At 38.1% G+C, this 18,402-nt stretch carries 15 protein-coding genes; 10 read left to right on the top strand and 5 right to left on the bottom strand.

The features are described from left to right. Nucleotides 1-735 precede the first annotated feature (735 nt). From CPS_RS17255 to CPS_RS17235, 5 genes are all read left to right on the top strand, one after another. Entirely contained in the window at nt 736-1,962 is a 1,227-nt protein-coding gene (locus CPS_RS17255) for a porin (protein ID WP_011044602.1), read from the top strand. Nucleotides 1,963-2,391: 429 nt separating this feature from the next. Next, a complete protein-coding gene (gene adhP, locus CPS_RS17250; protein ID WP_011044601.1) occupies nt 2,392-3,402 on the top strand; it encodes an alcohol dehydrogenase AdhP in 1,011 nt (336 codons plus the stop codon). Between the two features lie 295 nt (nt 3,403-3,697). After that, nucleotides 3,698-4,267, top strand: coding sequence for an RNA polymerase sigma factor (locus tag CPS_RS17245; protein ID WP_011044600.1), 570 nt, complete (start codon nt 3,698-3,700; stop codon nt 4,265-4,267). Next, nucleotides 4,260-4,970 carry a hypothetical protein gene (locus CPS_RS17240; RefSeq protein WP_011044599.1) on the top strand — a complete coding sequence of 237 codons (711 nt, stop codon included), beginning with the start codon at nt 4,260-4,262 and terminating at the stop codon, nt 4,968-4,970. Before CPS_RS17245 ends, CPS_RS17240 begins: the two co-directional genes overlap by 8 nt. Before the next feature lie 105 nt (nt 4,971-5,075). Beyond that, on the top strand, nt 5,076-6,068 hold the full coding sequence (locus CPS_RS17235; RefSeq protein ID WP_011044598.1) for a hypothetical protein: 993 nt from the start codon (nt 5,076-5,078) through the stop codon (nt 6,066-6,068). 81 nt (nt 6,069-6,149) lie between these two features. Here CPS_RS17235 and CPS_RS17230 read toward each other — a convergent pair whose 3' ends face one another. Further along, on the bottom strand, nt 6,150-6,494 hold the full coding sequence (locus tag CPS_RS17230) for a hypothetical protein (protein WP_011044597.1): 345 nt from the start codon (nt 6,492-6,494) through the stop codon (nt 6,150-6,152). A gap of 214 nt (nt 6,495-6,708) precedes the next feature. Here CPS_RS17230 and CPS_RS17225 point away from each other — a divergent pair, with 214 nt between their 5' ends. Further along, a complete protein-coding gene (locus CPS_RS17225) occupies nt 6,709-7,182 on the top strand; it encodes an FKBP-type peptidyl-prolyl cis-trans isomerase (RefSeq protein ID WP_011044596.1) in 474 nt (157 codons plus the stop codon). A gap of 207 nt (nt 7,183-7,389) precedes the next feature. Here CPS_RS17225 and CPS_RS17220 read toward each other — a convergent pair whose 3' ends face one another. From CPS_RS17220 to CPS_RS17205, 4 genes are all read right to left on the bottom strand, one after another. After that, nucleotides 7,390-8,454, bottom strand: a complete 1,065-nt coding sequence (locus CPS_RS17220; RefSeq protein ID WP_011044595.1) for a porin — start codon at nt 8,452-8,454, stop codon at nt 7,390-7,392. 91 nt (nt 8,455-8,545) lie between these two features. Continuing rightward, nucleotides 8,546-11,416 carry an aminomethyl-transferring glycine dehydrogenase gene (gene gcvP, locus CPS_RS17215; RefSeq protein ID WP_011044594.1) on the bottom strand — a complete coding sequence of 957 codons (2,871 nt, stop codon included), beginning with the start codon at nt 11,414-11,416 and terminating at the stop codon, nt 8,546-8,548. Between the two features lie 51 nt (nt 11,417-11,467). Then, nucleotides 11,468-11,854 carry a glycine cleavage system protein GcvH gene (gene gcvH / locus CPS_RS17210; protein WP_011044593.1) on the bottom strand — a complete coding sequence of 129 codons (387 nt, stop codon included), beginning with the start codon at nt 11,852-11,854 and terminating at the stop codon, nt 11,468-11,470. Between the two features lie 51 nt (nt 11,855-11,905). Further along, on the bottom strand, nt 11,906-13,201 hold the full coding sequence (locus tag CPS_RS17205) for a serine hydroxymethyltransferase (RefSeq protein ID WP_011044592.1): 1,296 nt from the start codon (nt 13,199-13,201) through the stop codon (nt 11,906-11,908). Nucleotides 13,202-13,654: 453 nt separating this feature from the next. Here CPS_RS17205 and CPS_RS17200 point away from each other — a divergent pair, with 453 nt between their 5' ends. The 4 genes from CPS_RS17200 to CPS_RS17185 all read left to right on the top strand — a co-directional run bounded on the left by CPS_RS17200 (nt 13,655) and on the right by CPS_RS17185 (nt 18,382). Further along, a complete protein-coding gene (locus tag CPS_RS17200; protein ID WP_011044591.1) occupies nt 13,655-14,284 on the top strand; it encodes a helix-turn-helix domain-containing protein in 630 nt (209 codons plus the stop codon). 331 nt (nt 14,285-14,615) lie between these two features. Then, nucleotides 14,616-15,998: an alanine/glycine:cation symporter family protein gene (locus CPS_RS17195; RefSeq protein WP_011044590.1), complete on the top strand. Its 1,383-nt coding sequence runs from the start codon at nt 14,616-14,618 to the stop codon at nt 15,996-15,998. 60 nt (nt 15,999-16,058) lie between these two features. Next, entirely contained in the window at nt 16,059-17,186 is a 1,128-nt protein-coding gene (gcvT, locus tag CPS_RS17190) for a glycine cleavage system aminomethyltransferase GcvT (protein ID WP_011044589.1), read from the top strand. A gap of 428 nt (nt 17,187-17,614) precedes the next feature. Next, nucleotides 17,615-18,382 (top strand): substrate-binding periplasmic protein, encoded by a 768-nt coding sequence (locus CPS_RS17185; RefSeq protein ID WP_011044588.1) that lies wholly within the window; start codon nt 17,615-17,617, stop codon nt 18,380-18,382. Nucleotides 18,383-18,402: the final 20 nt, after the last annotated feature.

Below are 18,402 nucleotides of genomic sequence, written 5' to 3'. Positions count from 1 at the left end.
TCTCTAATAAGCTGCATCCATACAGCGTCCTTATCAAAATCAATAATACAGCATTTAAGCCTTTACTTTTTATTAGGTACTCGCCCTTGGGAGCTTTTCAGAAAAGAAATAACTGCACAAATTTGTGAGATATAGAATGACTATACCAGCAAAAATCTTGTTTGTTATGACTCTTCTGACATAGCTCTGAGGTGGGAATAAATTTAATGGAATTGGTTTTAGTATTAATTATTGGATCATCGCAGTCTAATGAAAATATATTACTGGTTGATAAGTATTTTAAATTGTCTAATTAATCCACTAGTAGCTTGCCCAATAATCTGAACTGTGAGTATTTTAAAATTAGTGCTAATAGATCATCTTAAGATCCTGCTACAAATAATTCACGGACGAAATAGGGGTGCTTTAGCGGATGTTTTTGTTTGAATATAATTTATTTTTCTCATTGTTTAATTACTTATGATGTAATGATTTTGTAACTATATTGTTTAATAACAATGTGTTAATCGGTAGTTTAACGTTTGTTTTTTTTCTTGATATAAGATTCTCTTATTAAGTGATTAAGTTAATTGACTACAATGTTAGTTGATATCTCCTTAGTATTATTTTGGAAGTTAACAAGAACATATTGAAGCAGCTTTAACGCTGTTAAGCATTCTGAATATGTTCTAAGAAATAAAAATATAAAAATAATAATATAAAAACAAATGCAAATTATCTTTTGGAGAATAACAAATGAAAACATCCATCCCATTACTTGGTTTATTGTTAGCAAGCTCAACAACGGCTTGGGCGGCAACAGAAAACACTAAAATTGAGCGACTAGAACAACTTGAGAAACAAGTTGCTGAGCTTAAAAAAGAAGTTAATACCAATACAAAAACTACTACAGATTTAACGCCTAAAATCAAAATTGGCGGTGCTGTACGTTTTCAGTATAGCTATGAAGACTATGATGATGATAATAAAGATCGTGGTGGAGATTTTGATTTTGACGTCTTTCGTCTAGATGTAAACGGCAGTATTGGTGATGTTAAATTGTCAGCTCAATATCGCTGGTATCAATACATGAATGTAATTCACCACGCCGATGTAGGCTACCAGTTCAGTGATAACTGGGAAGGAAAAGTGGGTATTACTCAAGTTCCTTTTGGTAACTTAAATTATAACTCTAACAACTTCTTCTTTAGCTCTGGTTATTATGCTGGATTAGAAGATGACTATGACGCAGGTTTATCATTTACAGGTAAGTATGACAAACATGATATCCGTGTTGCCTATTTTTTAAATGACGAAAAAGGTGGTGTTGACGGTTATTCAGGTGACAAAACTCACCGCTATTCTTATGATGTAGTTGGTATCCGCGACTTTGCTGCTGGTGAAGGTATTTACAGTGCTCCTGCTCAACAAATGGGCGAGAGTAATACGATAAACTTAAGATATACTTATAATTTCTTCTCTAATACTGAAGTGGGTGTCTCATTATTATCAGGTGATCTTGAAGGTGGCTCAGGTGTTGGCTCTGTAGGTGATCACACAGCATACGCTTTTCATGTAAAAAGCAAAATTGAAAACATCGGTATTATGTTCCAAGCTTCAGAGTATGAATATGACCTAGACAACGGCTCTGATGCTGTTGCTGTAGGCGCTTGGGCATTCTATGACACAATTCCAACGGAAGCTACGGCATATAACCTTAACCTATCTTATAGCCAGTCAGTGTCTCTTGGGCCTATCACTAACCTGACTTACTATAACGATTACAACTTAATAACTGATAAATCAGCCGGATTAGACGATACAACAATGAATGCAACGGGCGTTGCAATTAGTGCTGGTGGCGTCTACGCTTATGTTGACTTTGTTATTGCTAAAAACCAGCCATTTCTCGGTGGTACTTTAGTTGGCAATGCTGATGATTGGAATAAGCGATTGAACATTAATATCGGCTATTACTTCTAAGCCGTTTCTAAGCCTAAACTTGGCACCTTCTATATTAAATAAAGTGCTTGAGGCGATGAAGGAGAAGCAGTATATGCAGCATCTGATAAAGTCGCATTAGGTTACAAACTTAATTTCTAAGACAATGTAATGTCAGTACTTTGCTATAAAAGAACTGACATTACAAAATACGCTGTAAAATATTTAAGCCATGGATGGCGACTTTAATAACCTCTGCTTTACCCCCCCCCCCCCCATAATATCGATTAACTTCATTATTTAAAACACTATATCTTCTGGATAGAAACAATACTCCTTCGCTAATCTAAATACACAATAGATAGTTAATTTTCATGCGCTTTTATTGATCTATATCCTTGTCTTATTGAGCAGGGGTTTTACAATGAATTAGAAGCTAAATCCCATCATTACTGAAAAAGGAGTTCAACTATGAAAGCAGCAGTTAATCATCAATTTAAGGGTAAACTTGAAATTGAGCAACTAGACAAGCCAACAATTTCAAGTCATGAAGTATTAGTTAAGATCCATGCCTGTGGAGTGTGCCATACCGATTTACATGCGTGTCACGGAGACTGGCCGGTAAAACCTAAAATGCCATTAGTGCCGGGCCATGAAGGCGTTGGCGAAATAGTTGAAGTAGGCGATCAGGTCAGTCATTGTAAATTAGGCGACCGCGTAGGCATTCCTTGGCTTTATAGTGCGTGTGGTCATTGTGATTACTGTTTAACAGGTGATGAAAACTTATGTTTATCGCAACAAAATGCTGGTTATTCAGTGGACGGCAGTTATGCCGAATACTGTAAAGCAGATGGCAATTATGTGGTAAAAATTCCAGATGGTATTAGTTATGTTGATGCCGCTCCCTTATTTTGCGCAGGTGTTACTACGTATAAAGCACTTAAAGTTTCTACCGCAAAACCGGGTGAATGGGTCGCTATTTTTGGTATCGGTGGTTTAGGGCATTTAGCCGTACAGTATGCCGTTGCCATGGGGTTAAATGTTATTGCGGTTGATACAGGTGAGGCCAAGTTAGACCTTGCTAAAAAATTGGGTGCTTCACTTTGTTTAGACTTTAAACGAGATGATGTTGTTGCTAAGGTCCTCGCTGAAACCGGAGGCGTTCATGCCAGTATTTGCACTGCGGTAAGTAAAAGCGGTTTTGAACAAAGCTATAAAGTTATTCGTCGCGGTGGTAAGTGTGTGTTAGTTGGCTTACCCCCTGAAGATATGCCATTACCTATTTTTGATACTGTGCTTAATGGCGTTAGTGTTGTTGGCTCTATTGTTGGCACACGTAAAGATTTGATTGAATGTTTAGACTTTGCTGCCCGCGGAAAAGTAAAAGCTATTACTATTGAAAAGTCCCTTGAAGATATTAATGATATTTTTGAAGAGATGATAAATGGTGAAATTACTGGTCGTGTGGTAATGAAGTTCTAATTTCCAAATGTTATGACTGTCAGTGTTAACAGTGAGTTATAAAGCCCTTTATCGATAATGTCGGTAAAGGGCTTTTTTATGTGCAGATTTTCATGCCACAGTCTTTATAGAGAGGTGTTTGATATCTGCAATAAAATGAACAATATAAAAAGCATGATTAAAAAAACATTAAATTTTTTCAAACTATTTTGCTAACCAACACTACTTTATAGTTGAACCCAAGTAACAATGAAGCTTATGTTGTTAACAATGGCATAATCAAAATATTACTAATAATTATAAAAAAGGAGCCTTTGTGTTTGAAAGAAGCGATGAAACGCTCATAGCGCAAGCGCTAAAAGGTAAAAAATCTGCATGGTTAACGCTGGTAAAGCGTTATGAGAAAAATCTCTATAACTACGCTTTACGCATGGTGAATAATCCAGCAGATGCCATGGATTTGATGCAAGATATTTTCATCGCATTATTTCGAAATTTATCTAAATTTCGCGGTGAATGTCCTTTTAAGAATTGGCTATTTAAAATTGCTCATTATCGTTGTCTCGAATATTACCGACGAAAACGGCCGATGCAATCACTTGATGATGTGCCAGAGCAAGAGGATGAAGAGTCAGTCTGTCTAGAGAAAAACTTACAAATTCAGCAACAAAGTAGTGCTTTGTTAGAGGCTATGCAGCATTTACCCGTTAAACAGAAATTAGTCGTTGAGTTAAAGTTTTTTCAACAATGCACTTTCGAAGATATTAGCCAGCAGTTAGGTATTTCAACCAATACAGCAAAGTCACAACTGTATAGCGCACTCGACAAATTAAAGCTGCACTTAGTCGATGATCAAATTATCAAGGTAGGGGTGGAGTATGTCTAAGCCAAAATCAACGAATGCTCAAATGAGTGAAGATGAACGAGCATTATTTAGTGAAAGTCTTGCCCATCAAGCAAGTGTTGAAGCTGAGCAAGAAGTGCCTGATTGGCATAGAGCACAAGCATTTGAACAGCATTTTGAGACGGAAAATAACAAGACTAAAGGTCACTCCATTAATTGGGGACTGTGGTTAGGTGTTCCCTCGTTATCAATGGTGTGCTCAGCAGTTGCTATCACCATTGTAATGACCTTTATGCAGGATAAAGGCTTTGATCAACAAGCATTTGATCAGCAAGTAACAGCGATGATTGATCAACAAGTTCAGCAAAAAGTAGCTGCCCAGTTAACCAGCACTTTAGCAAACAAAGACAACAGTGACATCGAAAGATTAGTAAATTTAAAATTACGTGAATTTGCGGCGGAGCAACAAGTTATTTTAGCTAATTACCGTACTGATATTAGCGAGCAACAACAAAGTAATAACCTTGCTTTGGTCGGTTACGTGATTGGCGCGTCTAGAAAAGAACGTAAAGAAGATATGAGTGACTTCATCAGCTTTTTTAATGCACAGCGGCAAGATGAACAATTAGCACAGAAAATTAAATTTAAACAACTTGAACGAGAAATTAGTTTTCAAAATATCAGCCTAGAGCAAAACGGCAAAATAGATAGCAGCACAACTCAACCCGTTAACACTAAAGGTTAGGTATAAAGTCTTGGTTTAGAAAATCATCACCAATTAGAACTAAGTTAGCTTTGGCTAACTCAGGCATATAAACAGATATCAGTACTATCTATAAAGAGGAAATTTATGAAAACATCAGCAACATTTTTACCAACGACAAATTTTCGAAGCAACGTAGCTAACCTAAAAGCAAAAGTTGCCGTGGTAAGCGCCACATTACTACTCGCGTTTAGCGCTCAAAGCGCAGATAAAAACTATGACCATTTGCACAAGCAACTATCGATTATGAATGACATTATATTGTCATCGGCCAAAGCGACACAAAACTCGCATCAATCATTGATTCGTTCAATTGATAGCGTTTATTTACAAGGGCAAGGGGCTATTTTTACAATAAATTCTGCTCATAGAGGGTCTTCGCATCGTCAGTTTTTTCAAACGGTGGCGCCATTAGAGTCACTAGCACCTTTAGCGGCATTAGAAGCATTAGCACCAGTGAGTGGTGCAGATAGAATTATAATTTCAAATGATGAAGAAATGGTTATTGATTTTGGCGATGTTGATTTTGAAGAGCATGAAGATGAAATCGAACGAGTCATTGAAGTTTTTGAGCAACAACGAGAAGGGGCTAGAGAGATACGTAGTGAGCAACGAGAAATTGCTTACGAAATGCGTGATATTGACCGACAACGTAAAGATATTGAGTATCAATTACAACGTGCTGAGAAAAAGACTCAAAATGAGTTAAAGGCTGAACTTAAAAATCTTGAAGTAAACCGTGTAGCTCTAAATAAAAATAAAATTAAGCTTGAGCAAAAAGTCACTAAATTAAATAAGCAACGAGAAGCGCAACAAATTGCTCAAACCAAAGCTAGAAAAGAACATTTTTCGGCACTGAATAATGCGCTAGTTGAAACTCTATGTTTATACGGTAATGGCTTACGAGAAGTACCGAGTAAAGAGTACGTTAGTTTCATCATTAAAGGTGCAGGTAAGCAGCAGGACCGAGGTTTCAAAGATCAAATTTTGGTGTTTAATAAAAAAGATATTAATGCATGTGCTAACAGTAAGTTGACCGCTAAAAAATTATTAGCCGCAGCAGAGCAATATCAATTTTAATTAAGTTAGCTAACCACTAGTTAACTTTAACGCCATAAATAGCCTAGATAACATCTGCTATTTATGGCTTTTTCTTTACTACTATTTCACCTTCCAGTGGGCAAGTTTTTGATTGATAAAATAAAAGCGTAATGTTTGAGTATAGGTTTTTGTTTCATCATTATTATTTGCGGCTAAAAGATATTGCTGCTGGTAAGTAAATTCATAAATCGTATTTTTCATATTGTCTGAAGCGACGACCATCTCGGGAAATTGTTTAGCAACATAATCGATATAGTCACCAATGTGTATATTAGCTAATTCATCTGCGTACTGTTTTTGGATACTGGTTAACTCAACATTAGGGTCATCTATCGTGGGGAAATCAGAGGTGCTGGTACAGCTAACCAGTAGCATTACGGTCAGCGCTATAACTATATACTTCATGTTTTTTAATCCATTAAAATCTTACCTTTAAGCTCATTAATTTAGGCTATCTTGATGTATTAAGCAATCTAATAAGGTTGACCTTAATCAATAGAAAGGCAAACAAGTTAATAAGCTAATTTGAAGCTTTTGAACTAGTAAATTAGTGAAGAATTAAGTAGCATGCATTTTTACATAAGCGACTCTACAAAGGAGTTAATAAAGGTGTTATTAAATGAGTAAATTTATATTATTAGCGATTGTTATTGCTATTGTTGTGTTCAGCTTGATGCGATCAAATAACAACAAAAAAGCGGCCCAGTTAAATGCAACTTTAGGCAGTGATTTTCTTGTGTCTAATAAGAGTGAAGAAGGGGTATTAGAAACAGCTTCTGGCTTGCAATACAAAGTGCTAACTGAAGGCAGTGGCACTGAGCACCCAAGTGCTTCTTCAAAAGTTACAGTGCATTATCACGGGACTTTACTCAATGGAAAAGTATTTGATAGCTCGGTAGATAGAGGTGAGCCAATTGGCTTTGGTTTACAGCAAGTCATCAAAGGTTGGACTGAAGGTGTTCAGTTGATGGTTGTTGGTGAAAAAACACGTTTTTATATTCCATCAAATTTAGCTTATGGCGATAGTGCGGCAGGAAAAATAGCGCCAGGTTCATTATTAATTTTTGATGTTGAATTGTTAGCGATAAACTAAGAACTATTGTTTCCGTTCTGTTTTATCACTATTTCAGCGCTCGCGTGATATCAGTGATAAAGATCAAAAAAGTCATTGTTAAATATAGCTTAACAATGACTTTTTTATTACAAAACTTATTTATTCGATATGTTACCTAGACCACATTGGTAACATATCTAACTTTCTTTAAGTTTAAACAATCCTGATAGGACTGCTTAAACTATCTTAAAAGCTATAATCGAAGTTGTAACGCATACCTACGATAAATTGATTGCTGTCTTCTTTATTACCTGCAACTTCATCATCATAGCTATTGTTTTGAACTTCAGCAAATAAGTAGAAATCTGGGCTACCGTGCCATTCTACTGTGGCATTGATGCGAGTGATTTCTTTACTAGCTACAGGTACTAAATCGTCTGAAAATATAGAATAGCCCATTTTAACTTTGTAGATTTCATTAATTTTGTATGCACCAACTAAATCAATAGTCGTTCTATCTTGACCATTACCACCACGGTCAATGTCTTGATAAGCTGCGGCAATATATAAGTCACCAAATGATTTTGAACCAGATACACCTACTGTGTTTTCATCAGTACCAGGCATGTCTCTAGTTAGGTAAGCAGCAGCTAAAGTAAAGCTATCACCAGAATATTTAAAACCACCGTTAACTAAATCACTACCTTCAATATCTGTTTCGCCTTTGAATTGACCTTCAATGCGAAATTCTAAGTTACCAAAGTTCTTTCTGTAGCTAACCATTTCTTGTTGACGGAATGGGCTAGCGTCATCATAGGCAAGTGGTGTTGATGCACGGTTGAAAATATCAACTGGGTCACCAATGATTGCGTATTGAGTTGTATCCTGTTTACCAATGGCAACACGACCAAAATCACCCTTTATACCAACATATGCTTTACGTGCATCGCCAAAACTCGCATCACCTTGAATTTGAACTTTAAACTCACCTTTTGCAAAACCAGTCATACCATTGCTTAATTTATGCTCTGCTGCGATACCGATACGTGATAATGCATCACCAACATCCCAGCTATCAGCAGAATCAGTGCTTGTTAGACCAAAAGTAGGACGTAAAGAACCGTAAAAATTAATAGAGGTATTGTCTGAAGTAGCCGCTGGCTCTTTAGACTCTTCTAATTGTGCTAAACGCGTTTGAATTTCAGTAAGCTGTTTTTTCAAGTTTTCTTCAGACGTTTCTGCATAAGAAGCAAAGGCTGGTAAAACAAGTGCTAAAGCGATTAATGATTTTTTGATTTTAAAGTTATTCATGGTTTTCCCCGTATTCATGTTGTAGTTGTAGTTATTTATTCAAGCGAATAACTTATATTAGCTAAGTTACGCGCTAGTTTATTATAGATACTTATGTATCAGTTGATTGGTAGCTCTCAATCGGAGGACAGCTACAAATTAGGTTTCGATCCCCGTAGACATTGTCAATACGGTTAGTTGTTGGCCAAAATTTTGGTTGGCTCGGACAACTACTCGGATAACAAGCGGTTAAGCGTGAATAAGCACGAGGCCAGTCACTACCGGTCAGATCGTTTAATGTGTGAGGTGCATTGACTAGTGGGTTATCGGCAAGTGTCCAAGTTCCCTCTTCAACTTTCGCTATTTCATGGCGAATCGTAATCAGTGCATCAATAAATTTATCTAATTCTTCTAAAGACTCACTCTCAGTTGGTTCAATCATCAAGGTGCCAGCGACAGGAAATGACATGGTTGGTGCATGAAAGCCAAAATCCATTAAACGTTTCGCAACATCTTCTTCACTGATACCGGAAGACTCTTTCAATGGTCTGAGGTCAATAATACATTCATGAGCAACACGTCCTTGCTTACCTCTGAATAATATAGGGTAGTGCGGGCTGAGTTTTTCCATAATGTAGTTAGCATTTAAAATAGCGAGCTCAGTGGCTGATTTTAGTCCTTCAGCGCCCATTAAAGCAATGTAGGCCCAAGAAATAGGTAAAATAGAAGCACTACCTAGTGCGGTTGCTGATACTGCGCCTACTGTATTAGTAACACTGTGCCCTGGCAAAAAGTCGGCTAAGTGTGATTTAACACCTATAGGTCCCATACCTGGGCCACCGCCGCCGTGCGGAATACAAAATGTTTTATGTAGGTTGAGATGAGAGACATCAGCGCCAATGAAACCAGGCGAAGTTAACCCTACTTGAGCATTCATATTGGCACCATCAAGATAAACTTGACCACCAGCTTCGTGAATAAGCTCGCAAATTTCTTTGATGCTTTCTTCATAAACGCCATGTGTTGAAGGATAAGTGATCATCATTGCAGAGAGTTGATCACGATGAAGGTTTATTTTTTCCTTCAAATCATCTAGGTCAACATTGCCTTCTTTATCACAATTAACCAGCACAATACGCATTGATACCATGGAAGCACTGGCAGGGTTAGTACCGTGTGCAGAGCTAGGAATTAAGCAGATATTTCGATAATCTTCACCGCGAGAGGCGTGGTAACGTTGAATGGCGATAAGTCCGGCATATTCACCTTGCGCACCAGAGTTTGGCTGTAATGAAAAAGCGTCATATCCAGTGATTTCTATTAGCATGTCGCTAAAGCTTTCAGCTAAGGTTTCATATCCTGTACATTGATCGCTTGGTGCAAAAGGGTGCATGCGTGAAAATTCAGGCCAGGTAACAGGGATCATTTGCGCGGTAGCATTGAGTTTCATTGTACAAGAGCCCAGCGGTATCATGCCGTGAGTTAATGAAAAGTCTTTATTTTCAAGACTTTTTAAATAACGCAACATACGTGTTTCACTGTGATAACTATTAAACACTGGGTGACTTAAATACTCACTAGTACGCTGACAATCTGCAGGTATGTTACAAAACTCTGCACTTAGTGTTTGTTCAATATCATCGACGTTAAAAGATTGTTCAGTAATGGCTAACCATAATGCTTCAACGTCAGCAGACGTTGTGGTTTCATCTAAACTGATACCAAGTTGATCAGGTAATAAGCGCAAATTAAGGTCTGCAGCTAATGCGCGTTGATAAATAGCATCAGTTTTTTCATTTGTTTGTAGGGTAATCGTATCGAAGAAATCATTATGGACCAGTTCAATACCTGCTTTTTGCAAACCTGCAGCGAGCACTGATGTTAAACGATTCACGCGTCGACCCATTTTTCGCAACCCTTGCGGGCCATGATATACGGCATAAAATGATGCCATATTGGCAAGTAATGCTTGCGCGGTACAAATATTCGAATTGGCTTTTTCTCGCCTAATATGTTGTTCTCGAGTTTGCATCGCCATACGTAAAGCAGGTTTACCCTTTGAGTCAATTGAAACACCAATAACTCGACCAGGGATGGTACGTTTATACTTTTCTTTAGTGGCCATGAATGCAGCATGTGGACCACCGTAACCCATTGGAACGCCAAAGCGTTGAGCACTACCTATAACAACATCCGCGCCCATTTCGCCAGGGGCTTTAAGTACGGTTAACGCCAGTAAGTCAGCGGCAACTGCAACTAAGGTTTTTTTGCTATGGGCTTGTTCTATGATTTTTTCTAAATTATGTACTTGTCCTGTTGTGCCGGGATATTGCAACAAAGCGCCAAACACATCATGATTTTCTAGTTCTGAGCAGGGGGCTACCACAACCTCAAAAGAGAAATACTTTGCTCGGGTATTGATGACGTCTAATGTTTGCGGGTGAACATCGTCACTAACAAAAAAGACATTACTTTTATTTTTACTGGCACGCTTACATAAGCTCATTGCTTCTGCAGCTGCAGTGGCTTCATCTAGCAAAGACGCATTGGATAATTCCATTGCGGTAAGATCTGTGATCATTTGTTGAAAATTAAGCAGTGCTTCTAAACGACCTTGTGAAATTTCTGGCTGATAAGGCGTATAAGCGGTATACCAGCCAGGGTTTTCGAAGACATTACGTAAAATAACGTGAGGGACATGGGTATCATAATACCCTTGTCCAATATAACTTCTGTTTACTTTGTTTTTTGACGCTATACCTTTGAGTGTAGCTAACATTTCAATTTCGCTTTGCGGTTTTGCTAATGCCATTGGCTGCAAAAGGCGAATATTATCGGGTACTGTTTTATCGATCATTTGTTCGATAGAGTCTACTTTCAGCGTGTCTAACATATGCTGTTGTTGGGTTCGATCAGGGCCATTATGTCGACTGATAAAATCTAAGTTATCATTCAGTTGTGCTAATAAATTATTGTTAGTCATGAAAGCTCCAGTATAACGTCTAGTAAATGTTAAGCATGTGCAGATATCTAATTATTCTTCGATACCGGCATTATATGCCTCATAACTGAGTAAGTTTTCTAACTGCTCAGGCTCTGAAAGCTTAACTTTTACAATCCAGCCTTCAACAAATGCCGATTGGTTAATTGACTCTGGTGAGTCTTCTAGTGCTTCATTAATTTCAATGATTTCACCCGAAACAGGCGCATATACGTCTGAAGCGGCTTTTACTGATTCTACGAGGGTAAATTGTTCGCCTGCCGTTATTTCATCGCCTTGTTCTGGTAATTCAATGAAAACAACATCACCTAGCAATTCTTGCGCGTGGTTTGAAATACCGATAGTAACAGTACCGTCGTTGTTATTTTTAACCCACTCGTGACTTGGGGCAAATTGATAATCTTTTTCTACTGTGCTCATGGTAATAATCCTATTTTTATAGTTGAACTTATTGTGGAATTAATTAGTTGCTTAGCTATATAAAGGGAATCTCAAGCACAGTTGTTGAACTTGCTGTAAAACTTTTTGTTCTGCTACGCTATTGTCCTCGGGATTTGCAACTAAACCATCAAGAACATCACCAATCCACTGTCCAATTAATTCAAACTCATCATTACCAAAACCACGGCTAGTACCTGCTGGTGTACCTAAGCGAATACCAGAAGTTACCATAGGTTTTTCTGAATCGAATGGGATACCATTTTTGTTACAGGTAATACCTGCTCGTTCTAAACTTTCTTCTGTGGTATTTCCTTTCAATCCTTTAGGACGTAAGTCAACCAGCATTAAATGGGTGTCAGTACCATCGGTAACTATGTCACAACCTCGTTGTTGCAATGTGCTAGCTAGGACTCTAGCGTTACTTAATACTTGTTTAATATAGGCACCAAAAGAAGGCTCTAGTACTTCGCCTAAAGCGACTGCTTTTGCCGCAATAACGTGCATTAATGGGCCACCTTGCAAACCAGGGAATACGGCCGAATTAATTTTCTTCGCGACATCTGGGTTGTTGGTTAAAATTAAGCCGCCACGAGGGCCTCTTAATGTTTTATGCGTTGTTGTAGTAACTACATCGGCGAAAGGGAGTGGATTTTGATGTGCACCCGCAGCGACTAAACCAGCAATATGGGCCATATCAACCATTAAGATGGCACCAACTTGATCGGCAATTTCACGGAACTTAGCAAAATCTATTTGACGAGGAATTGCTGAGCCACCAGCAATGATCATTTTTGGCTGATGTTCTATAGCCAGGGCTAATACTTGGTCATAATCGATACGCATATCATCTTTGCGCACGCCGTAATGAATAGCATTGAACCACTTGCCTGATTGGGCAGGTTTAGCGCCATGGGTTAAATGGCCGCCAGCATCAAGTGACATGCCTAAAATTGTATCGCCCGGCTTAACTAAAGCAAGCATTACTGCGCCATTAGCTTGTGCGCCTGAATGAGGTTGTACGTTAACGAAATCAGCTTTAAAAATAAGTTTGGCTCTATCAATCGCCAATGTTTCAACTAGATCAACATGCTCACAACCACCATAGTAACGACGGCCAGGGTAACCTTCAGCGTATTTATTTGTTAATACCGTGCCTTGAGCTTCCATAACTGCTTTTGAAACAATGTTCTCTGAAGCGATTAATTCTATTTGTTGATTTTGACGCGCTTCTTCAAGGTCTATAGCCACTTGAACTGCGCCATCAGTAGAAGATAGATCGCTTGAAAAAAATTGTTCTAGTTCACCAGATGTGTAAGTGTTTTTCATTGTTGTATTCCTCAATAGTTAAGCGTTATGAATATGCATTCAGTAACCTAATGATTATGTTTGATAGTCTTTATTTACAGGTTACTGCGTTTATTGCTAAACCACCCTGAGACTTTTCGTTATATTTATTTATCATATCTATGCCTGTTTGATGCATCGTAAGACTGCTTTATCAAAGGCGGAGATATTGTCGGTGCTATACCTTTTATCTATTAGTGTTCACGAATCAACTACCTTTCTAGTACTGATTTTTCTATTGATTGAATTTCGAACACGTATAAAACATAACAGGCAATATTTATAAATGCAAATAAAAGTTTCCTATAGGAAACTTTTTTTCAATAAAGTCTAGTCAATGTCGCACTATCCCCTTGATAGTTTCCTAAAAGAGTTCTGTATAGGATATTAATGTGCCACTATTGTTGAAACAAAATATTATAGCTAGGTGGTACGATGAGCGAGCAAGATAAGGTTGATAAGTATCCTTCAATGACTATTGGAGACCATGAGAACAATAAGCGAGTAGTAGAGAAAGCTACTATAGGCGTGCAGCTTAAAGCTATTCGTACTGAAAACAAATTGACGCTTGAAGAAGCAAGCAAGCGTACGGGATTGGCGCGCTCTACCTTGTCTAAGATTGAAAATGAGCAAATTTCACCAACCTTTAGTGTCATGCAAAAGTTGGCTTCAGGGCTTAATATTGAATTACCTCAGCTATTTACCAAACCCAAAGAAACGAAAGTTACTGGTAGACGAGACGTAACTTTAGGCGGGCAAGGCAGACCTCATGCCACGTTAACTTATGAGCACGAGCTGTTGTCTACACAGCTTAGAAACAAGAAGATGATGCCCTACAAGAGTAGGGTGCATGCGAGAAACTTTGAACACTTCGGAGAGTGGGTTCGTCATGAAGGTGAAGAATTCCTGCTGGTTTTAGAAGGTGAAGTTCAGCTATTGACCGAGTTTTATGAGCCTGCAGCCTTAGTGGTGGGAGATAGCGCCTATTACGATGCGACCATGGGACATCTAGTCATATCTACTAGCAAAGAGGATGCACTGATATTGTGGATTACTGCAGAATAACTCTTGCCCGCCAGATTAAGTCAATTGTCTTTAGTCTCTGCTAAAGTCAATTGAACCCCACAAAGACACATCTCGTAATGCCTTGTATTCAAAGTTATTAATGCTTTTTTTAGAACAAGTGTTTTATTTTGTAATCACTATAATTACAAAAAATAAAGCTCAACTATTCCAATTTAAAACTTGCAATTCCTCATATTTTTAGCTAGCTTGTTTCCTATTGGAAACTTTTGTTCATCTTCTTTGAAAGTCTTCGATTATTTACTAAATAATAAAATCAACACTAGGTTGATACATAAATATAAACAAAATATTACAACAGAGAGAAATTATTATGGAATTTTTAACGGGTTTAATTTCCAGTCTCAATAGCTTGGTTTGGGGCGTCCCAATGCTAGTTATGATACTTGGTGTTGGTTTATTCTTAATGGTCGGTTTACGATTTATGCCAATCCTTAAGTTAGGTACAGGCTTTAGATTACTTTGGACTGGCCGTATCCCAGATGAAGATAAAAGTGCAAAAGGTGAAATAAGCCCTTTTAATGCATTAATGACCTCACTATCTGCAACTATCGGTACTGGTAATATCGCAGGTGTTGCAACTGCTATATTCCTAGGTGGCCCAGGTGCTCTATTTTGGATGTGGTGTACTGCCTTAGTAGGTATGGCAACTAAATTCGCTGAAGCGGTACTTGCTGTACGCTATCGTGAAGTAGATGCTAACGGAAACCACATTGGTGGTCCGATGTACTACATCAAAAATGGTTTATCAAGCAGATGGGGTTGGTTAGGTGGTGCATTCGCACTCTTCGGTTCTATCGCCGCTTTTGGTATTGGTAACACAGTACAATCAAACTCAGTTGCCAATGCACTTGAAAGTAGCTTTGGTGTTCCGCCTGTTGCTACCGGTATTATCTTAATGGTACTTGTAGGTTTAGTGCTTATGGGTGGTATTAAACGTATTGGTGATGTTGCTGGTAAACTTGTTCCTCTAATGGCAATCTTCTACATCAGTTGTGGTATTGTTGTGTTGATGGTACATGCCGCTGAACTTCCTGCTGCTATCGCTCTAATTTTTGAAAGTGCATTTACAGAAACTGCTGCTGAAGGTGGATTCGCCGGTGCTGCTGTTTGGGCTGCTATTCGTTTCGGTGTGGCTCGTGGTGTATTCTCAAATGAAGCTGGTCTAGGTAGTGCTCCTATCGCTCATGCCGCGGCTAAAACTAATAACCCTGTAGCTCAAGGCCTTGTTGGCATGTTAGGTACGTTCATTGATACATTAGTTGTTTGTTCAATTACTGGTTTAGCTATTGTAGTTTCTGGTGAGTGGACATCTGGTTCAACGGGTGCTGAATTAACATCCAATGCTTTCGCCACAGCGATCCCATATGGTAACTACATTGTAGCTATTGCTCTTACTGTTTTTGCATTTACAACTATCCTAGGTTGGAGTGTATACGGTGAGAAATGTGTACAGTACTTCTTTGGTGTTAAAGCGATTATGCCTTTCCGTATTCTTTGGATTTTAGTAGTACCTGTTGGCGCTATTGGTTCATTAGAATTCATCTGGTTACTTGCTGATACAATGAACGCGTTAATGGCAATTCCTAACTTAATCGCACTAGTATTACTAAGTCCGATAGTGATTAAATTAACCCGCGAATATTTTGTTAGCGGCGGCAAAGCTCCTGCTGAAATGACAAAACAAGCAGACTAATTACCTGCTATTTCAAACTATACTTTGGACCGCCCTTTATGGGCGGTTTACGGAGATCTTATGACTGAATCAAATCAAGAACTGCTCAAAACTCCATGTTATGACCTTCATATTGAAGCTGGTGGTAAAATGGTACCATTTGCTGGTTATGATATGCCGGTACAGTACGAAATGGGCGTTAAGAAAGAGCATTTACATACACGTGCTCAAGCAGGGTTGTTCGATGTCTCTCATATGGGGCAATTAAAACTAGTTGGAAAAAATGCTGCCGCCGCATTAGAAACATTAGTGCCGGTTGATATTATCGATTTACCTCAGGGTAAACAGCGTTATGCACTATTTACCAATGATCAAGGTGGTTTGCTTGATGATTTAATGGTGAGCAACTTTGGTGACCATTTATTTGTTGTCGTCAATGCCGCCTGTAAAGCGCAAGATATTGCGCACATGCAAAAACACCTACCTGCAGATGTTGAAATAGAAATACTAGAAGGCCGCGCTTTATTGGCTTTACAGGGACCAAAAGCGGGTGAAGTATTAAAACGCTTATTACCTGAGTCTGCTGATATGGTATTCATGGATTCTCGTGTGGTAGATTTCGCTGGCGCTCAATGTATTATCGGCCGAGCTGGTTATACCGGTGAAGATGGTTTTGAAATCTCAATTCCTGGTGAACATGCAGAGCGTATTACTCGCTTAATGTTAGCTGAGGAAGAAATTGAGTGGATTGGTTTAGGTGCACGTGATTCTCTTCGTTTAGAGTCAGGTTTATGTTTATATGGCCATGATATTGACCAAACAACAACGCCAGTAGAAGCAAGTTTGTTATGGGCAATTAGCAAGATAAGACGCACTGATGGTGCACGTGCTGGTGGTTTCCCAGGCGCAGATATCATTCTTGATCAAATCGCAACAAAAGACGTTGCGCGTAAACGCATCGGTATGGTTGGTTTAGGAAAAGCCCCTGTACGAGAAGGCATCAAGTTATTCAATGCCCAAGGCGACGAAATTGGCGTAGTAACTAGTGGTACAGCAGGGCCAACTAAAGGCTCTCCTATTGCCATGGGTTATGTTCAAACTCAATATGCAGTATTAGATACGGAAATTTTTGCCGAAGTTCGTGGTAAAAAACTACCAATGCTAATTCAAAAAATGCCATTTGTTGAGCAGCGCTATTTTAGAGGCTGAAGTTAGTGATATAAGATAACGTCCACAGTTAGCCTATCTTAATTCAAGTTCTAAACAGGATTGAACGATATTCATCGTTTAATCCTGTCAATTTTTATCATCATACCTGTTAAACCAATCAAGTTTTAAGCACCTATAATATTCGTTAACTTCTCAAGCTTCAGAGCAAATAATACAGCACTGATGGCCAGTAAGAGAATAGAGATGAAATTATACTTAACTATAGGTAATCTTTGACTATACTTAATTTTTGAAATATCAATTCAATTGTTTTTACCTCGTATACTAGGATGTTTTTATAAAGCAAAGGAAGCAAATTAAAAATGACAATTGATTGTTTGGTTAGGGCACTTAATGAGCCTACAAATAACTTATACCGAATGGATCAATAAAGACGTCCGACTGGTATTACACTCAGGCAATTTTAAATGATAAAATTTTTAACTGGTTTAATACTATTATTATTCGCTTCATCAACCTTTGCGTGTACAGAAAGTAAAAGTAAGTTATTTTTATCTAAACTTCATTGGGTAACAGAAGATTATCCTCCTTATAACTATCTTGATGAATCAGGTCGTTTAGTGGGAGCTGTACCTGAAATTTTAGCTATGATCTACAATGAACTTAGCATAAAAAAAAGAGGTAATAATATCATTGTTTTACCCTGGGCTAGGTTGATAATGTATATGGAACGTTATTCTGATTATGGTGCTTTTTCTATGGTGACAACACCAGAGCGAGCAAATAAGTTTCAACTTGTGCCTCTACCTATCACTACAAAAATATCTGTTTTGGCTTTAACGTCAAATATTGACACCTTGAAAAACAAAACTTTTGATGAATTAACTATTGCTGTTGTAAGAGGAGATATCGGTCAAAAATTACTAAATATTCAAAAAAATCCAGCGAAGCAGGTTGAAACAATATCTGCTGTCAGCATGTTGGAAATGTTACTACGCAAACGTGTAGATGCCATTGCTTACTCAGAAGATGTAACGTATTACCAACTGAAAAAATTAGGGGTTGAAAAAAGTACTATTACGTCTCTTCATTTATTAAAAGATGATTCAGATGTTAACTTCGTCTTTCACAAAGATACATCAAACTGTGTCATTGAACTATTTACAAAAGAGCTTGCAACACTGAACAAAAATGGAAAATTGCAACCCGTATGGAAAAAGTACATTCAGGACTAAATTATTTTGCGTTGTCCTAA

Origin of the sequence: Colwellia psychrerythraea 34H (genome assembly GCF_000012325.1) — a bacterium.
Taxonomy (GTDB): Bacteria; Pseudomonadota; Gammaproteobacteria; order Enterobacterales; family Alteromonadaceae; genus Colwellia; species Colwellia psychrerythraea_A.
The sequence above is the reverse complement of the archived record's forward strand: the minus strand, read 5'-3'. Positions and strand labels throughout refer to the sequence as shown.

Excerpts from the sequence above, each read along its gene's own strand:
- CPS_RS17255 (WP_011044602.1), top strand. The coding sequence starts at position 736 with ATGAAAACATCCATCCCATTACTTGGTTTATTGTTAGCAAGCTCAACA.
- adhP (WP_011044601.1), top strand. The coding sequence starts at position 2,392 with ATGAAAGCAGCAGTTAATCATCAATTTAAGGGTAAACTTGAAATTGAG.
- CPS_RS17240 (WP_011044599.1), top strand. The coding sequence starts at position 4,260 with ATGTCTAAGCCAAAATCAACGAATGCTCAAATGAGTGAAGATGAACGA.
- CPS_RS17235 (WP_011044598.1), top strand. The coding sequence starts at position 5,076 with ATGAAAACATCAGCAACATTTTTACCAACGACAAATTTTCGAAGCAAC.
- CPS_RS17230 (WP_011044597.1), bottom strand. The coding sequence starts at position 6,494 with ATGAAGTATATAGTTATAGCGCTGACCGTAATGCTACTGGTTAGCTGT.
- CPS_RS17225 (WP_011044596.1), top strand. The coding sequence starts at position 6,709 with ATGAGTAAATTTATATTATTAGCGATTGTTATTGCTATTGTTGTGTTC.
- CPS_RS17220 (WP_011044595.1), bottom strand. The coding sequence starts at position 8,454 with ATGAATAACTTTAAAATCAAAAAATCATTAATCGCTTTAGCACTTGTT.
- gcvP (WP_011044594.1), bottom strand. The coding sequence starts at position 11,416 with ATGACTAACAATAATTTATTAGCACAACTGAATGATAACTTAGATTTT.
- gcvH (WP_011044593.1), bottom strand. The coding sequence starts at position 11,854 with ATGAGCACAGTAGAAAAAGATTATCAATTTGCCCCAAGTCACGAGTGG.
- CPS_RS17205 (WP_011044592.1), bottom strand. The coding sequence starts at position 13,201 with ATGAAAAACACTTACACATCTGGTGAACTAGAACAATTTTTTTCAAGC.
- CPS_RS17200 (WP_011044591.1), top strand. The coding sequence starts at position 13,655 with ATGAGCGAGCAAGATAAGGTTGATAAGTATCCTTCAATGACTATTGGA.
- CPS_RS17195 (WP_011044590.1), top strand. The coding sequence starts at position 14,616 with ATGGAATTTTTAACGGGTTTAATTTCCAGTCTCAATAGCTTGGTTTGG.
- gcvT (WP_011044589.1), top strand. The coding sequence starts at position 16,059 with ATGACTGAATCAAATCAAGAACTGCTCAAAACTCCATGTTATGACCTT.
- CPS_RS17185 (WP_011044588.1), top strand. The coding sequence starts at position 17,615 with ATGATAAAATTTTTAACTGGTTTAATACTATTATTATTCGCTTCATCA.